The 13,969-nt window shown below is 59.1% G+C and carries 10 protein-coding genes, 1 tRNA gene and 1 pseudogene; 8 read left to right on the plus strand and 4 right to left on the minus strand.

The window, feature by feature from the left end; all coding sequences use genetic code 11:
* Window positions 1-46: 46 nt before the first annotated feature.
* The 3 genes from C5L13_RS16060 (at window position 47) to C5L13_RS16070 (ending at window position 2,458) form a co-directional block, all read left to right on the plus strand.
* Window positions 47-1,372 carry a sugar ABC transporter permease gene (locus tag C5L13_RS16060; protein ID WP_105384278.1) on the plus strand — a complete coding sequence of 442 codons (1,326 nt, stop codon included), beginning with the start codon at window positions 47-49 and terminating at the stop codon, window positions 1,370-1,372.
* Between the two features lie 27 nt (window positions 1,373-1,399).
* On the plus strand, window positions 1,400-2,185 hold the full coding sequence (locus tag C5L13_RS16065; RefSeq protein WP_105384279.1) for an ATP-binding cassette domain-containing protein: 786 nt from the start codon (window positions 1,400-1,402) through the stop codon (window positions 2,183-2,185).
* Window positions 2,186-2,381: 196 nt separating this feature from the next.
* A tRNA-Arg gene (locus C5L13_RS16070) sits at window positions 2,382-2,458 on the plus strand.
* Between the two features lie 588 nt (window positions 2,459-3,046).
* Here C5L13_RS16070 and C5L13_RS16075 read toward each other — a convergent pair.
* From C5L13_RS16075 to C5L13_RS16090, 3 genes and pseudogenes are all read right to left on the minus strand, one after another.
* Window positions 3,047-4,899: pseudogene (locus C5L13_RS16075) on the minus strand (ABC transporter ATP-binding protein).
* Window positions 4,900-5,490: 591 nt separating this feature from the next.
* On the minus strand, window positions 5,491-6,375 hold the full coding sequence (locus C5L13_RS16085; RefSeq protein WP_105384280.1) for an ImmA/IrrE family metallo-endopeptidase: 885 nt from the start codon (window positions 6,373-6,375) through the stop codon (window positions 5,491-5,493).
* Entirely contained in the window at window positions 6,368-6,706 is a 339-nt protein-coding gene (locus C5L13_RS16090) for a helix-turn-helix domain-containing protein (RefSeq protein ID WP_105384281.1), read from the minus strand. Before C5L13_RS16090 ends, C5L13_RS16085 begins: the two co-directional genes overlap by 8 nt.
* A gap of 150 nt (window positions 6,707-6,856) precedes the next feature.
* Between C5L13_RS16090 and C5L13_RS16095 the strand changes: the two genes are divergently transcribed.
* Together C5L13_RS16095 and C5L13_RS16100 are read left to right on the plus strand one after the other, a co-directional pair.
* Complete coding sequence (locus C5L13_RS16095) at window positions 6,857-8,080, plus strand: HNH endonuclease (RefSeq protein ID WP_105384282.1); 1,224 nt, start codon at window positions 6,857-6,859, stop codon at window positions 8,078-8,080.
* Window positions 8,073-8,975 carry a nucleotidyltransferase family protein gene (locus C5L13_RS16100; RefSeq protein ID WP_105384283.1) on the plus strand — a complete coding sequence of 301 codons (903 nt, stop codon included), beginning with the start codon at window positions 8,073-8,075 and terminating at the stop codon, window positions 8,973-8,975. The genes C5L13_RS16095 and C5L13_RS16100 overlap by 8 nt, the downstream gene beginning before the upstream one ends.
* A 20-nt stretch (window positions 8,976-8,995) precedes the next feature.
* Here C5L13_RS16100 and C5L13_RS16105 read toward each other — a convergent pair whose 3' ends face one another.
* Window positions 8,996-9,499, minus strand: coding sequence for a hypothetical protein (locus C5L13_RS16105; protein WP_105384284.1), 504 nt, complete (start codon window positions 9,497-9,499; stop codon window positions 8,996-8,998).
* Between the two features lie 788 nt (window positions 9,500-10,287).
* Here C5L13_RS16105 and C5L13_RS16110 point away from each other — a divergent pair.
* The 3 genes from C5L13_RS16110 to C5L13_RS16120 all read left to right on the plus strand — a co-directional run bounded on the left by C5L13_RS16110 (window position 10,288) and on the right by C5L13_RS16120 (window position 13,967).
* Complete coding sequence (locus C5L13_RS16110; protein WP_245571289.1) at window positions 10,288-11,172, plus strand: LysR family transcriptional regulator; 885 nt, start codon at window positions 10,288-10,290, stop codon at window positions 11,170-11,172.
* Window positions 11,173-11,343: 171 nt separating this feature from the next.
* Complete coding sequence (locus tag C5L13_RS16115; protein ID WP_105384286.1) at window positions 11,344-11,796, plus strand: (2Fe-2S)-binding protein; 453 nt, start codon at window positions 11,344-11,346, stop codon at window positions 11,794-11,796.
* A gap of 14 nt (window positions 11,797-11,810) precedes the next feature.
* Window positions 11,811-13,967, plus strand: a complete 2,157-nt coding sequence (locus C5L13_RS16120) for a xanthine dehydrogenase family protein molybdopterin-binding subunit (protein WP_245571290.1) — start codon at window positions 11,811-11,813, stop codon at window positions 13,965-13,967.
* Window positions 13,968-13,969: the final 2 nt, after the last annotated feature.

Raw genomic sequence — 13,969 nt, forward strand, 5'->3', positions numbered from 1 at the left:
GAGATTTCCGGCTGTAATGCCCTCAAAAAGGTGGGGAACGGCAAAGATGGCCGATACGATGCAAACCACAACGAAATCGACAACATCGGTGGGAACGGGCCAGGCGGAGGGCAATCTGCTGTCGCGCTTCTTCCGTGCAACCGAGATCGACACCCGCATGCTCGGCATGATCGGCGCGCTGCTGATCATCTGGGTCGGCTTCCACATATTGACGGGCGGCCTGTTCCTGACGCCGCGAAACCTCTGGAACCTCTCGGTTCAGACCGCCTCCGTCGCCGTCATGGCGACGGGCATGGTGCTGGTCATCGTGACCCGCAACATCGATCTTTCGGTCGGCTCCATCCTCGGCTTCACCGGCATGATCATGGGCGTGCTCCAGGCACGGCTGCTGCCGGAAATGTTGGGTTTCAATCATCCGGCCATCTGGCTGATCACGCTTTGTGCGGGATTGCTGATCGGCGGCCTGATCGGCACGCTGCACGGCGCCATCATCGCCTTCCTCAGCGTCCCCTCCTTCATCGTCACGCTCGGCGGCCTGCTCGTCTGGCGCGGCGCCACCTGGTTCGTCACCAGTGGCCAGACGGTCGCCCCGATGGACGCCAACTTCCGCCTGATGGGCGGTGGCACGGAAGGCTCGATCGGCGCCACCTGGAGCTGGATCGTCGGCATTCTCGCCTGTCTTGCGATCGTCGCGGCGATCATCAATGCCCGTCGTCAGCGCAAGCGCTTCCATTTTCCCCGCCGTCCGGTATGGGCCGAATATGTGCTGGTCGCGCTCGGCTGCGCCATCGTTCTCGGCGCCGTCTGGATCGCCAACCAATACTATTGGCCGGTCAACATCGCCCGCCGCTATGCCGAAGCGAACAACATTGCCTGGCCGGAAGGCGGACTGTTCATTTCCCAAGGCATTGCGGTGCCGGTCCTGATGGCGATCGCCGTCGGCATCGTGATGACCTTCATCGCCACCAGGCTCCGCTTTGGCCGCTACGTCTTTGCGATCGGCGGCAACCCGGAAGCAGCCGAACTCGCCGGCATCAAGACCCGCTGGGTGACGGTGAAGATCTTCGCGCTGATGGGCGTGCTCTGCGCCATCGCCGCTGCGATTTCCACCGCCCGCCTCAACGCGGCGACCAATGCGCAAGGGGAACTCGACGAGCTCTATACCATCGCGGCGGCGGTCATCGGCGGCACCTCTCTTGCGGGCGGCATGGGATCGATCGCCGGCGCGATGCTCGGGGCGCTGGTCATGCAGTCCCTTCAGTCCGGCATGGTGCTGCTCGGCATCGACACGCCCTTCCAGCGCATCGTCGTCGGCATGGTGCTTGTCGTGGCCGTCTGGCTCGACACCGTCTACCGCGCCAAAGCCAAGTAACCGGCCAAATAAACAGGAGTTTTCATCGTGACGGAACCAACCAATCCGCTCGTGGAAATGAAGAACATTTCCATCTCCTTCGGCGGGATCCACGCTGTCGAGAACGCCTCGGTCGATCTGTTTCCCGGCGAGGTCGTGGCCTTGCTCGGCCACAACGGCGCCGGCAAATCGACATTGATCAAGATCCTCTCGGGCGCCTACAAGCGCGACGCCGGAGACATTCTGATCAACGGCGAGCAGGCCGATATCCGCAACCCGCGCGACGCCAAGAAGTTCGGCATCGAGACGATCTACCAGACGCTCGCCGTCGCCGACAACGTCGATGCCGCCGCCAACCTCTATCTCGGCCGCGAACTGCAGACCAAATGGGGCACGCTCGACGATGTGGCGATGGAAGCCAACACCCGCGAGGTGATGGGGCGCTTGAACCCCAACTTCAAGCGCTTCAAGGAGCCCGTGAAGGCCCTTTCCGGCGGCCAGCGGCAGTCGGTGGCGATCGCCCGCGCCATCCTCTTCGACGCCCGCATCCTGATCATGGACGAGCCGACGGCAGCACTCGGGCCGCAGGAGACCGCGCAGGTCGGCGATCTCATTAAGCAGCTGAAGCGCGAAGGGATCGGCATCTTCCTGATCAGCCACGACATCCACGACGTCTTCGATCTCGCCGACCGCGTCTTCGTGATGAAGAACGGCAAGGTGGTCGGCCACGCCCGCACGGAAGACGTCACCAAGGACGAGGTGCTCGGCATGATCATTCTCGGCAAGGTGCCGCCCGGCGCCACCCCCGGCCCCGGCGCCATGAAAGTGGCGTGATTTGCGGGAATCCGTTGTTTGCCCGCCTTTCTCGGTCCGCCGCCGCAGAGAGGCGTGGCAAGGCGGAACCGGAAACTCTTTTCCGGTTCCGCCTATTCCATCGAAATTGACGCCTCTTGAAATTGACGATTGATGCGGCAGTCATCCTGGGTTAAGAACCTGCCATCGGACAGGGCGAGTCACCGCCTCACGGTTAGCACCCGTAGCTCAGCTGGATAGAGTGTTGGATTCCGATTCCAAAGGTCACAGGTTCGAATCCTGTCGGGTGCGCCAATCTTTTCAAGTGATTAGGCCGAAGTGCTAAACTGAGAAGTTCCTCACAGGAAGCATATAGGAAGCAGGTAATTGAACCAGCTAGGTGTGCGCTAAGCGTGGCGCGGCGCCGTCTTCTGGACAAATTGGCGTTATGCTCGTTCATGGTCCCAACTCAAAGGTTCGAAACCACCTGGGCCGTCGGTTTCCTCTTTGACAAGCCACAGAACGGGATCGCCGTCGACAAGGACGCACGTTACCTGGATCATGTTTGCCACCTGAATAGGGCTGAAGCCAATTCCGACCCTTTCAGAGCTTCGTCACTCACAGCGATATCCACGGGCGTATGATCGCATCTCCGGCCATTCCCATGCCCAAGCCACCCGCTTTCCTTGGAAGGTCGCTGGTAGTCGCAGCAACGAAAACATTTAGGCGTCAGCAGGAACCCCAACCCTCAGAGGTGGCGGCCGGTTCGCTCTTTGTATTGGCCCGAGAGATGACATCTCAAGGGCCATTGGCCTTCAATATCAGGTATTGGGTTATGGGGTCATCTTCTGAAACAGCGTATCGGTAAAGCCGCGAGCAAGCGACGTTTTCAAAAAGTCTAGTTTATCTAATGTCGTCCGGAATAAAGCCGCCCGTCTGGTGTTTCCACAGCCGGGCAAACAACCCGTCCTGCTCGACCAGTTCATCCGGCCTACCCTCCTCCACGATGCGTCCGTGATCGAGCACGACGATCCTATCCATCCTGGCAATGGTCGACAGGCGGTGGGCTATGGCGATCACCGTCTTTCCCTCCATCACCAGGTTGAGCTTTTCCTGGATGGCGGATTCGGATTCGCTGTCCAGCGCCGAGGTCGCCTCGTCGAGCACCAGGATCGGCGCATCCTTCAGGAGCACGCGGGCGATGGCCACCCGCTGGCGCTGACCACCGGATAGTTTGATGCCGCGATCGCCGACGAAGGCGTCATAGCCCTTGCGGCCCTCGCTGTCGGTAAGACCAGCGATGAAGCCATCGGCGCTTGCCAGTTTCGCCACGGCCTCGATCTCCTCCTGTGTAGCCTCCGGCCGACCGTAGCGGATGTTGTCGCCAACCGAGCGGTGCAGCAGCGCGACATCCTGAGCGATGACGCCGATGGCGAGGCGAAGGCTGGATTGGATCACCGTGCGGATATCCTGCCCGTCGATGAGGATCGCGCCGTCGTTGATGTCGTAAAAGCGCAGGAGCAGGTTTGCGAGGGTCGTCTTGCCAGCGCCCGATAGGCGACCAGGCCCACCTTCTCGCCGGGCCGCACGGTCAGCGACAGGGCGTCGATAACTGGCTTGCCCGACTTGTAGGCGAAACGGACATTCTCGAACCTGATCTCGCCCCGCTGCACGACAAGTTCGGCCGCATCCGGCTGGTCGGTGATTGTCGGCGGCGTCGTCATGACGGGCATGGCATCCTTGATCGTGCCGATTGCCTGGAAGATCTGCTGCCCCATCTGCAGGAATGTAAATGTGTGACCGGAGAGACGGCTCAGAACATAGACGGCGGCTGTGAACTGGCCGATCGTGACGAAGCCATCGACGAGACCGGTAAAGCCGATCGACAGAATTGCCAGCCAGTGCATCATGTTGAGCACGACGACTATGACCTCGGCGGTACGGTAGATGCGCTGTTCGCTCTGCTGCGCCTCGATCGCCTTGCCGATTATTCCTTTGATAGCGCCGGCCTCGCTGTCTTCCGCTGCGAATTGTTTGACCATCTGCATGTTGGCGTAGAGATCGGTGATGGCACCGGAAATCAGACTGCGACGCTTGGCGGAGCGGCGTGAGCGCTCGGTGAAGACGGGCGCCAGCCTCACGGCGAGCAGTACGTTGAGCGTGATCCAAATGATGGACGGCAGGGCAAGCTGCCAGGAGAGCGCGCTTAGAAGGACGACGGAGCCGACCATCTGCATGATAAAGCGGGGGATGGACTGGAAGGCCGAAATTACCTGCTGCTGCACGGCTGACGCCACCTGCTGCAGGCGCGAGGCGACCTGGCCGGCATAGAGATCGTGGAAGAAGGCGAGGTCCTGCCGCTCCACCGCCCTGTGGCCCTGCCATTGAATGGCGGCCGGCATGCCGATACCGAGCGTGTGCGAGTTCAGCGTATTGACGAGGAACGAGGCAATCGGGATGCTGGGGAAAAGCAACAGGCCGAGGAAGATCAGCAGCATCCGGTCGTTGTGCAGGAACGCGACAGCACCCTGCTGGGTGACGCCATCGACGATAACAGACAGGCCCCAGACGATCGTCAGGTTCATGGCCTCAATCGCCATGGTGCAGAGGGCGAGCGTGATCAGGATGCCGCGAAACATCAGGACGAAGTGAAGAAGAACGGCCACTGGCCCCTTCGACGGCAGCGGCCGGTAGGGGATGTCGAGCGGCCGGATCAGGCTTTCGAAGGGGCGGTAGATCGCATCTGAGATCGACATTGCTTGCTCGAACTCTAAGTGGAAAGGAGGGCGAGACTCAACTGCAGGCACAGGATCACCTTCCGCCCGCAACATCAACTGCAACATCTCAGCAAATTCAGGATTTCCGCGTCGGCAGAATGGCCGCTTAATACTTAGGCATAGGTGAGGCACCAGTCAGGAGCGCGAACCCGGCGTCGTTCAGCAGGCACCTCGCCAGTCCGGAACAGCCGCGTTACCTTCTTGTGCTCCCCGCTCTCGAATGCCGCTGCAAGCGCTTTTCCGGTTCCCATCGGGAACAGGAAGCAAGGCTCCACGGCATCCGAAAAACGGATCCTGTGAGCTGTCTGACGGCCTCACCGGCTGAGAGGAGTTTGATCGAGATGGCCTTCTCCGCAGAGAAACTAAGCGCGGCGGCAGGCCGCGTCGAGTTCACGAAGAAAAGATGTGCGGGTCAGGGTCACCTTGAGTGACCAATCAGGGGCCGATACCGGACAGGCAGATTCTGGGGAGAATTTTGGGGAACCTGCCGTTATCTTATCTGCACACGAGACCGGCGATACGACAGCGTGGATAGTGAAGACCATTGCGGGCGGTCCGGAACTTTCTACGTTAACGTCCATAGGCAAAACGCGGAGTGTAGCTTTGCACCAGGCTCGCTTCTTCGTCCTCTTCCTCATAAGCGTTTTCCGCGAGCGCGTCGCTTGAGAACACGGTCAGCGTGTGACCGAAGGAACCTAGCCCGACAATTTCCTCGTCGAGCTTGATATGCGCAGGCCCGTCGAACCAGTCAGCGAGAGACGTTTCCTGCGTGAGGTGTCGGCCGTATGCGACGTTTTCGGGATCGCGGTTGAATTCTCTCGTCGCGCTATCCGGCAGTGGCGTGCCCTTACGGAGGAAAGTGAGCTTGCCCAGACTTTTGAACCCCTCAGACATGAAGCAGTAGCTGATATTGGGGCCCTCGCTCACAAGGATTGCCATTGGATACGGACTGCACTCTGCAGCGCGGATTGCAGCGGCAGTCAGAGAACACTTTGACTTGTCGGCAAGCGCTTCTATTCCAGAAAGACCAATCACGCCGCTCCCAAGTTCCTTCCTCGCTAGGAGCGTGGGCATGAGAAGACCCGAGGCGAAGTGGTCGGCTTCAAGTTCGATTGAGCTATCGCCCTGGCTAAACCCTGCGCGAGAGATATGCATCTTGCTGGATTTGAGAATTTCCTCGGGATGGCCATCCAGAAAGTAGTGGCCTAGCTCATGTGCAACAGTGAAGCGCTGATAGCCGTCATTGTCGATATCGGTCGCATAGAAGATCGAAGGGTAATCCTCATCGAAGATAATTCCGCCGCTGACGCCTTTGGCAATTGCCGGCTTTGGTACAATCATGATGTCTTCGGTTTCGGCAATCTTAAAGGGATCGACGGGAAGTGTTTCGAATCCCTTCTCGGTTGCGATGCGCTCGCCATGCTGGCGTGCCATGGTAAGACGGAATTTAGCCATCACTCTTTTTTTTCTGGTTGATCAGGTCGATCATCATCTGAATATGTTCACGGTCAGCGGAGGTCAGATTTTCTTCGCCGCGAAATGCAGTTGTTGCCCCCTGCATGTCCGGGGTGCGTCCAAGCAGATAGTCGGCCGAGACCTCCAACGCTTTAGCAAGCGCCCTGACATTGGCGAAAGATGGCTTGCGGCGATTGCGCTCGAAGTGACCGATGGCAGCAGGTTGCAGTCCCGACGCCTTGGCCAACTCCGTTTGATTTAGTCCTCTTGCTTCGCGGGCGGCCAAAAGCCGATCCCCGAATTCCTGTTCTTTCTTCGGGCTATTTGACACGACGTTCCTGGCTATGTTATTCCTACGAATACGTAGGGCATCGGTGGCCACCTTAAGGGTGGTTTTTTGATACCCAGATGCCCTACGGGTTCGTAGGTAATGGTACTACTGACTTGCGATATTTGTCAATAACCGGGAAGGGGTGATGCATTGGCGAAATCGGACGCGACCAGCAGGAAGGAGCCGGGTTCAGGGCGCAAGCGCGCTATTTCTGTGCACGATGACTCGCCGGTCAAGCTGGCGCGGAACGCGTCCAACAATGACCAGAAAGCGTTGGTCGCGATGGCGGCCGGACGCTGTGAGTTTCCGGGATGCAACAAGTTCCTGTTCGAACACCCATTGACGAAGGATCGCGGAAACTACGGCGAGAACGCCCATATCGTCGCCTTTAAGGAAGGCGCTACCCGGGGGAAGGACGGTGCGCGACCAGCGGACATCAACAGCATCGAAAACCTGATGCTGCTTTGCCAGCCGTGCCACAAGATGATCGATGACAATCCCGAGCGCTATCCACGCGACTTTCTCGTTGCAGGCAAGGAAGCGCACGAGCGCCGCATTCGTGCATTGACCGAACTGGGCCCGGAACTGCGTACCAACGTCCTGGTATTGAAGAGCCGCATTGGGGAGCGCGTCGTCGAGGTTGGGCTTCAGGAAGTTGTTGACGCGCTTCGCCCGCGCTATCCGGCGTCCAGTGCCTTCAAGGTTATCGATCTCACCCAGCTCGGCGATGAAACGGGCAATGGATATTATCCGATGGCTGAACGCCTGATTTTGCAGCACGTAGGCGCCATGTATGCCGCGCAGGATGTGTTTGGCGATGTGAAGCACCTGTCGGTCGTAGGCCTGGCACCCATGCCCCTGCTGGTGGTTTTGGGTGCCGCGCTCAGCAACACCGTACAGACAGATTTCTTCCAGTGTCATCGTGACCGCGATGATCGTTGGACCTGGCATGCCGATGGGCCGCCGGTCTCCTACGTCACCCGTACGGTCAGACGCGGCACTGACGCGGGTAAGGTGGCAGTGACGCTGTCCTTGAGTGGTGCGATTGATGCGGCGCAACTGCCCGGAGCGATCGACGCTGGCGTCACGGTTTACGATTTGACCCTTGATGGCGCGGCGCCCAATCCGGGCTTTCTTCGAACTCGTGCCGATCTGGACGGCTTCCGTGCGGCCTACCGCACCCTTCTTGCGCAGGTGACGAGCGACAACCCGGGCGTATCAGAAGTACACGTGTTTCCGGCCGTTCCGGCGCCTGCCGCTATCGCGCTTGGCTTTGACCTGTTGCCCAAGGTTCACCCGGCCTTGATCGTGCATGACTTTGACAAACGGGTTGGAGGTTTCATGGAAAGGATCAGGGTGAACCGCAATGAGTGACAATGAGTATCTGTTGGAGCTGCTAAAGTCACAGCAACTGGAAAAAGGTTGCGAAGAACTGGTCGCTCTGGACGCCGAACGCGACAATGTCGAGGCGCTCCTGACCGAGTCCTTCCCCAACAGCAACCCGAATTTCACGCATGGCGGATCACGCGCTAAAGGCACGATGATCCGTGAAGACTACGATCTCGACGAGGTCTGTTACTTCGACAATGATGATACCGGACCCGGTGAGACGCTGGAGGAGATCTACGACAATGTCGCCGACCTCCTTGAGGCCGACTATCAGGTCGAGCGGAAACGGTCAGCGCTTCGCCTGAAGACCAAAAAGGGCAAGGATCTCAAGATTGACATCGTGCCCGGCCGCTACGTCAGCGATGATGGCACCGATGTGTTCCTTCACCAGAACGAAGGTGACAAGGAGCGTTTAAAAACGAACCTGGAGGTGCACATCGCACATGTTCGCGAGAGCGGGTGCACGGATGTCATTCAGCTCGGCAAGTTGTGGCGGACCCGCAATGGTATTCTGATCCGCACGTTCCCGCTGGAGCTTCTGATCATTGAGGTACTGTCTGAGAACAATTCCGGCACCCTGCAGGATCGGTTCGAGCGCGTGCTGGCTGCTTTCCGGGACGAGATCGAAGATCTGATGATTGAAGACCCCGCGAATCCCACCGGCAACGATCTGTCTTTCACGCTCACGGACGAGCTGCGCGATACGCTGCGGGACGTGGCGGAAGACACGCTGATCGCAGCTGCGGATCATGGGTGGGAACATGTGTTCGGCGCTCTGCCGACGCGGAAGGCAGCAGCTGTTCCGCGTGTCGCGGCGCTGACAGCTGCCGCGACCGCTCTTGGTGGTGCGGCGCCGCCGTGGGCGGACGAGGGTGAATGACCTGGCACGAGATCGATCCGTCAAAGCTTGACTGCCTTCGCCAGACACTGCGCGACAGGTACCCCACCCTGCATGCCCGAGTGCAGAGTGGTTTTGTTCATGTCGCTGGAACCTTCGCCGTACTGGCCGAAGACGCGCACCGGGACCGCTACACGATCGATGTCCGGCTGCCCGTTGACTATCCTCAGTCCATACCGGATGTCTGGGAGACGGCTGGCCGGATCGAAAGGATCATTGATCGTCACGTTTTTCCGCGGACCGGAGCCCTGTGCGTCGGCGTCCCGGTCGAGATTTGGTTGAACCTGAAAGGTGATTTCTCCATCGAGAACTATCTGGAGAAAGCTGTGCGGCCGTATCTCATTGGGAACAGTCTCTTTGAGGAAGGCGAACCATGGCCATTCAGCGAAAGCACCCATGGGAGTTTTGGGGTCCTTGAGTTTTACGAGCGTTATCTCTGCACCAAGGATGCCCGTGTAATTGGCCAAATTCTGCTGAACTTGCTTAAAGGCAAGGTGCGAGGGCATTGGCCATGTCCCTGCGGGAGCGGAAGCGTTCTACGAAAGTGTCACGGCGAACAGGTGCGGGCTTTGGCCGACGTTCCAGTGAGCATATTGCTTGGTTCGGTTAATCACATGCTGAACGTATTAGAGGCTGGATCACTTAAGTAAGGCGGCTTGCTGAAAGCACGGCAGGTGGCATGCGGCACAGCGCGACAACGGAGCCGGAGGATTGTGAGGGTTTAGAGCCCCGACAGCTTTCGGCAGTTCGAAGGGTATAGTCGAACGGCCGAAATGGGGGCGCAAAGCTGCCGGGTGCAGCCTGGTACCGTCACCGCAAATTTGAGGTCGCCAATCAAGGGCCTTCTTTCTACGCCTTTAAAATAATGCGATAATCCAGGCCTACCAGGCGGGCCATTTTGGACCCTCTTCGCCTGCAAATTAGCGACCACTTCTCCTAAGAAAAAAGTGACGTCTTGTCAGAGACTTGGGATCCGTTAGTCCAAGATTTTCACTCCCGACTATCGCATCCGGTGAAGCCAAAACGTCACCGCAATCTTGGCTGGGGACCTGGCGTGCGTTGGCCGCGGGGGGCGAAATCAGACAGTCCGGCTTCGATGGCGCGAAAGAGGAGTTCTCGGCAGGGCGCGACATCTCTGAGGCGGATGCGCCATACCGCCGACAAGTTGGAGTTATTGTCAAATTTTGGTTGCGATCGGGTCCTCGTGCATCGCATGTAGCCGGTAGATGCAAGGTTGCAACTCTAGCAAGCGCTGGTGAGGGGAAACATGGGCCGTCAGAACCCATTTGATGGATTGGCCGAATTCCTGGCGATCGCGAAACGGCAAAGCATTCGAAAGGCCGCTCTGGACCTTGAAGTGACCCCAGGAGCAATCAGTCAGGCGCTGCAGAAGCTTGAACGGCGTCTGGGCACACCACTTTTTCACCGAACCACGCGACGGATCTCACTGACGGAGGCTGGTGAAGCGCTCCTGGCAGAGATCGCGCCTGCAGCGCGGGTAATCGAGGCCAGCTTGAATCACGCCTCCGGCGCATCCAACGAGCCCTCTGGAACTCTAAAGCTTCTTGTGGAACGCCTTGCCGTGCCGTTCGTGATCGAGCCAGTCTTGCCCGGTTTCTGTGCCGCGTGGCCAAACGTCAAGGTCGATATCACGGTCAGCAACAGGCATCATGATTTTGTGGCAGGTGGCTATGACGCCGGAATTCTCATCGGGCCCTATATCGCCCAGGACATGATTGCCGTGCGACTGTCACCGCACTTCCAATGGGCGGTCTTTGGCTCCCCCGACTATTTCCGCAAGCACGGTCGCCCTATGGTCCCTGGAGACTTGACCAAGCATAACTGCATCCGATTTCGCCGGCCCGAAAAGGGCGACATCTATCGTTGGGAATTCCTGGAGGACGGGCAGAATGTAAGCATTGACCCCAGTGGTCCGGTCACCGTTAACGATGGGGAGCTGATGCAAAGGCTTGCAGCACGGGGCCAGGGATTGATCTATTCCTCAACCTACCACGCGTCGCAAAGGGTCGCTTCCGGTCAGCTCGAACCCGTCTTGCTCGACTATTCGCCCGGGACAGACGGACTGTTTCTCTATTTCACCAAGGCAGCCCAGTCGCAACCTAAGCTGCGTGCGTTTATAGACGCCTGTTCGGAGCTGAGACGGTCGTTGATGGATTGACCAGGGGCGCTGTGCCAGCGAGGCGCTCAGGCCCGTGCAGATTACCTGCGCAATACCATCCCTTCGGATTGTTTACCTACGCTATACAACTAGTGCAGCGCACGCCAGTTTATCCGCATCAATAAACAAGCGATGTTCCGCTGAACCTCAGGTCTTCAACGGAGCAGGCGCATGGCATTCACCCTCCAGATCAATGGACAGCCCCATTCAGTCGATGTCGATGGCGACACGCCGCTGCTGTGGGTCATTCGCGACGTGCTCGACATGACCGGCACGAAGTTTGGCTGTGGGCAAGCGCTTTGCGGCGCTTGCACCGTCCATGTCGATGGAGTCGCAACCCGGTCTTGCGTCACCCCGATCGATAGCCTCGCCGAGAGCCAGATCACGACGATTGAGGCCCTTGAGACGCTTGCGCACGGAAAAGCGCTTCAGGACGCCTGGATAGAGCTGGACGTGCCGCAATGCGGCTATTGCCAGTCGGGTCAGCTCATGTCCGCAGCCGCACTGCTGTCTGACAATGAAAAACCGACTGACGAAGACATCGACAGCGCGATGTCCGGGAACGTCTGTCGATGCGGAACCTACCAGCGCATCCGCGCAGCCATCAAACTCGCAAGCGCATGACGGGAGGACGGATCATGTCGAACAAGCTCGCTGGCCCCCAGTTGAACAGACGCAATTTCCTCAAGGCGAGCGCGGCGCTCGGCGGCGGTCTCATCGTCAGTCTCGGATCTGTTCCAACCGCAGCTCTCGCGGCCACTGAATTAGCACCAAACGCCTTCATCCGGATAGACCGCAGAGGCCTTGTCACTCTCGTCATGCCTCAAGTGGAAATGGGTCAGGGGATCTATACCGCTCAGGCAATGCTCATCGCCGAAGAGCTGGACGTCAGCCTGGAGGAGGTGAAGATCGAGCATGCACCCGTCAACGAAGCACTCTACGGGCATCCGATGCTCGGACGACAGATGACAGGAGGATCAACATCGATCCGTGCATTCTGGACTCCGTTGCGAGCGGCCGGCGCGACAGCGCGGACGCTCCTGATGCAGGCCGCAGCCAAGGAATGGAATGTCGACGTCGCTTCGTGCCGTACCGAGCAAGGATTCGTGGTGAACCCGGATGGGCGCACAAGACGGGCCTATGGTGAACTGGTCGACATGGCCGCCTCTCTTCCGATTCCTGCGGCGGAATCGGTCAAACTGAAGCAGCCCTCCGAGTTTACGCTTTTGGGGACATCCGCGAAACGCCTCGACACCCGCAGGAAGACAAATGGCTCGTTGAAGTACGGCATCGACGCCTCTCCACCCGGGACCAAGATTGCGGCCATCGCGATATCGCCAGTCCTGGGCGGGAAGCCGAAGTCTGTGAATGAGCCGGCAGCGTTGGCCGTCAAAGGCGTGCGGCAGGTCGTCATCACGGACGATTCCGTGGCAGTCGTTGCAGACCATACAGGGGCCGCCAAAAAGGGCCTGGAGGCAGCGGCCATCGAATGGGAGGACGGTCCAAACGGTACCATGTCACAAGCCGATATCCTCCGGCAACTTGCAGAACAGTCGCAACAAGCTGGAGGCGTAGCACGCAGCGAAGGAGACGTGACGGCGGCACTTCAGAACGCCGCGGTCCGGATCGACGCCGTGTATCAACTACCCTTCCTCTCTCATACGGCCATGGAGCCGATGAACTGTACCGTACATGTGCGCGAGGATGCATGCGAACTGTGGGTCGGAACGCAGAATCTCTCCGGAGCAAAGCAGGCAACCACCGCTGTTACCGGTCTCCCGCCTGAGACGATCATCATCAACAATCACATCGTCGGAGGCGGCTTCGGGCGCCGGCTGGAAGCCGACGGCATTGCCCATGCCGTCAAGATCGCAAAGCAGGTCAAAGGTCCCGTCAAGGTGATCTGGAGCCGTGAAGAGGACATCCAGCACGGCTACTACAGGCCATACTATTACGACCGGATATCAGGTGGTATCGATACGGAGGGCAATCCGATCGCCTGGAGCCACCGCGTTTCCGGATCCTCGATTTTTGCCCGTATCGCGCCCGCGGCGATGCAGAACGGCGTCGATCCTGACGGCGTCGAGGGTGCCGCCCATCCCCCTTACAAGCTTCCGGCGATCCATGTGGAGTTCAAGCAGGTGGAGCCGCAGGGTGTGCTCACGAGTTGGTGGCGCGGCGTCGGGCCGTCGCACAACATCTTCGTGGTGGAAAGTTTCATCGACGAATTGGCCGCAGCAGCGAAGTCTGATCCCGTCGACTATCGCAAGCGGCTCCTTACAGAAAATCCGCGCGCGCTCGCAGTGCTGGAGCTCGTTGCCGACAAGGCGGGCTGGGGTGAGGTACTGCCCAAGCGGCATGGCCGCGGCGTCGCGGTGCAGTTCGCATTCGGAACATACCTCGCAATGGTCGCCGATGTGTCGGTGGCGGACGATGGAACGGTTCGCGTGACACGCATTGTTACAGCCGTCGACTGCGGCCTGACGGTCAATCCGGATACGATCGCGGCCCAGATGGAGGGGGGCGCACTCTATGGCCTGACGGCGGCTCTTTATGGTGCGATCACGTTCAGAGATGGACGTGTCGAGCAAAGTAACTTCGACACCTATCTGCCGCTGCGCATCGAAGAAGCGCCGCATGTGGAAACTCATATTGTCCGGAGTGCCGAGGCGCCCGGAGGAATCGGTGAGGCTTCCACCTCTGCCGTCTTCCCTGCCGTGACCAATGCCATTCTTGCGGCGACGGGCAAGCGCGTCAGAACATTGCCAATCAATCCAGAAGAACTGAAAGCATAGTG

Origin of the sequence: Neorhizobium alkalisoli (assembly GCF_002968635.1) — a bacterium.
GTDB lineage: Bacteria > Pseudomonadota > Alphaproteobacteria > Rhizobiales > Rhizobiaceae > Neorhizobium > Neorhizobium alkalisoli.

Coding starts and splice junctions, on each gene's coding strand:
- C5L13_RS16060 (WP_105384278.1), top strand. CDS start 47: ATGGCCGATACGATGCAAACCACAACGAAATCGACAACATCGGTGGGA.
- C5L13_RS16085 (WP_105384280.1), bottom strand. CDS start 6,375: ATGGCTAAATTCCGTCTTACCATGGCACGCCAGCATGGCGAGCGCATC.
- C5L13_RS16100 (WP_105384283.1), top strand. CDS start 8,073: ATGAGTGACAATGAGTATCTGTTGGAGCTGCTAAAGTCACAGCAACTG.
- C5L13_RS16105 (WP_105384284.1), bottom strand. CDS start 9,499: ATGCCCTCGCACCTTGCCTTTAAGCAAGTTCAGCAGAATTTGGCCAAT.
- C5L13_RS16115 (WP_105384286.1), top strand. CDS start 11,344: ATGGCATTCACCCTCCAGATCAATGGACAGCCCCATTCAGTCGATGTC.
- C5L13_RS16120 (WP_245571290.1), top strand. CDS start 11,811: ATGTCGAACAAGCTCGCTGGCCCCCAGTTGAACAGACGCAATTTCCTC.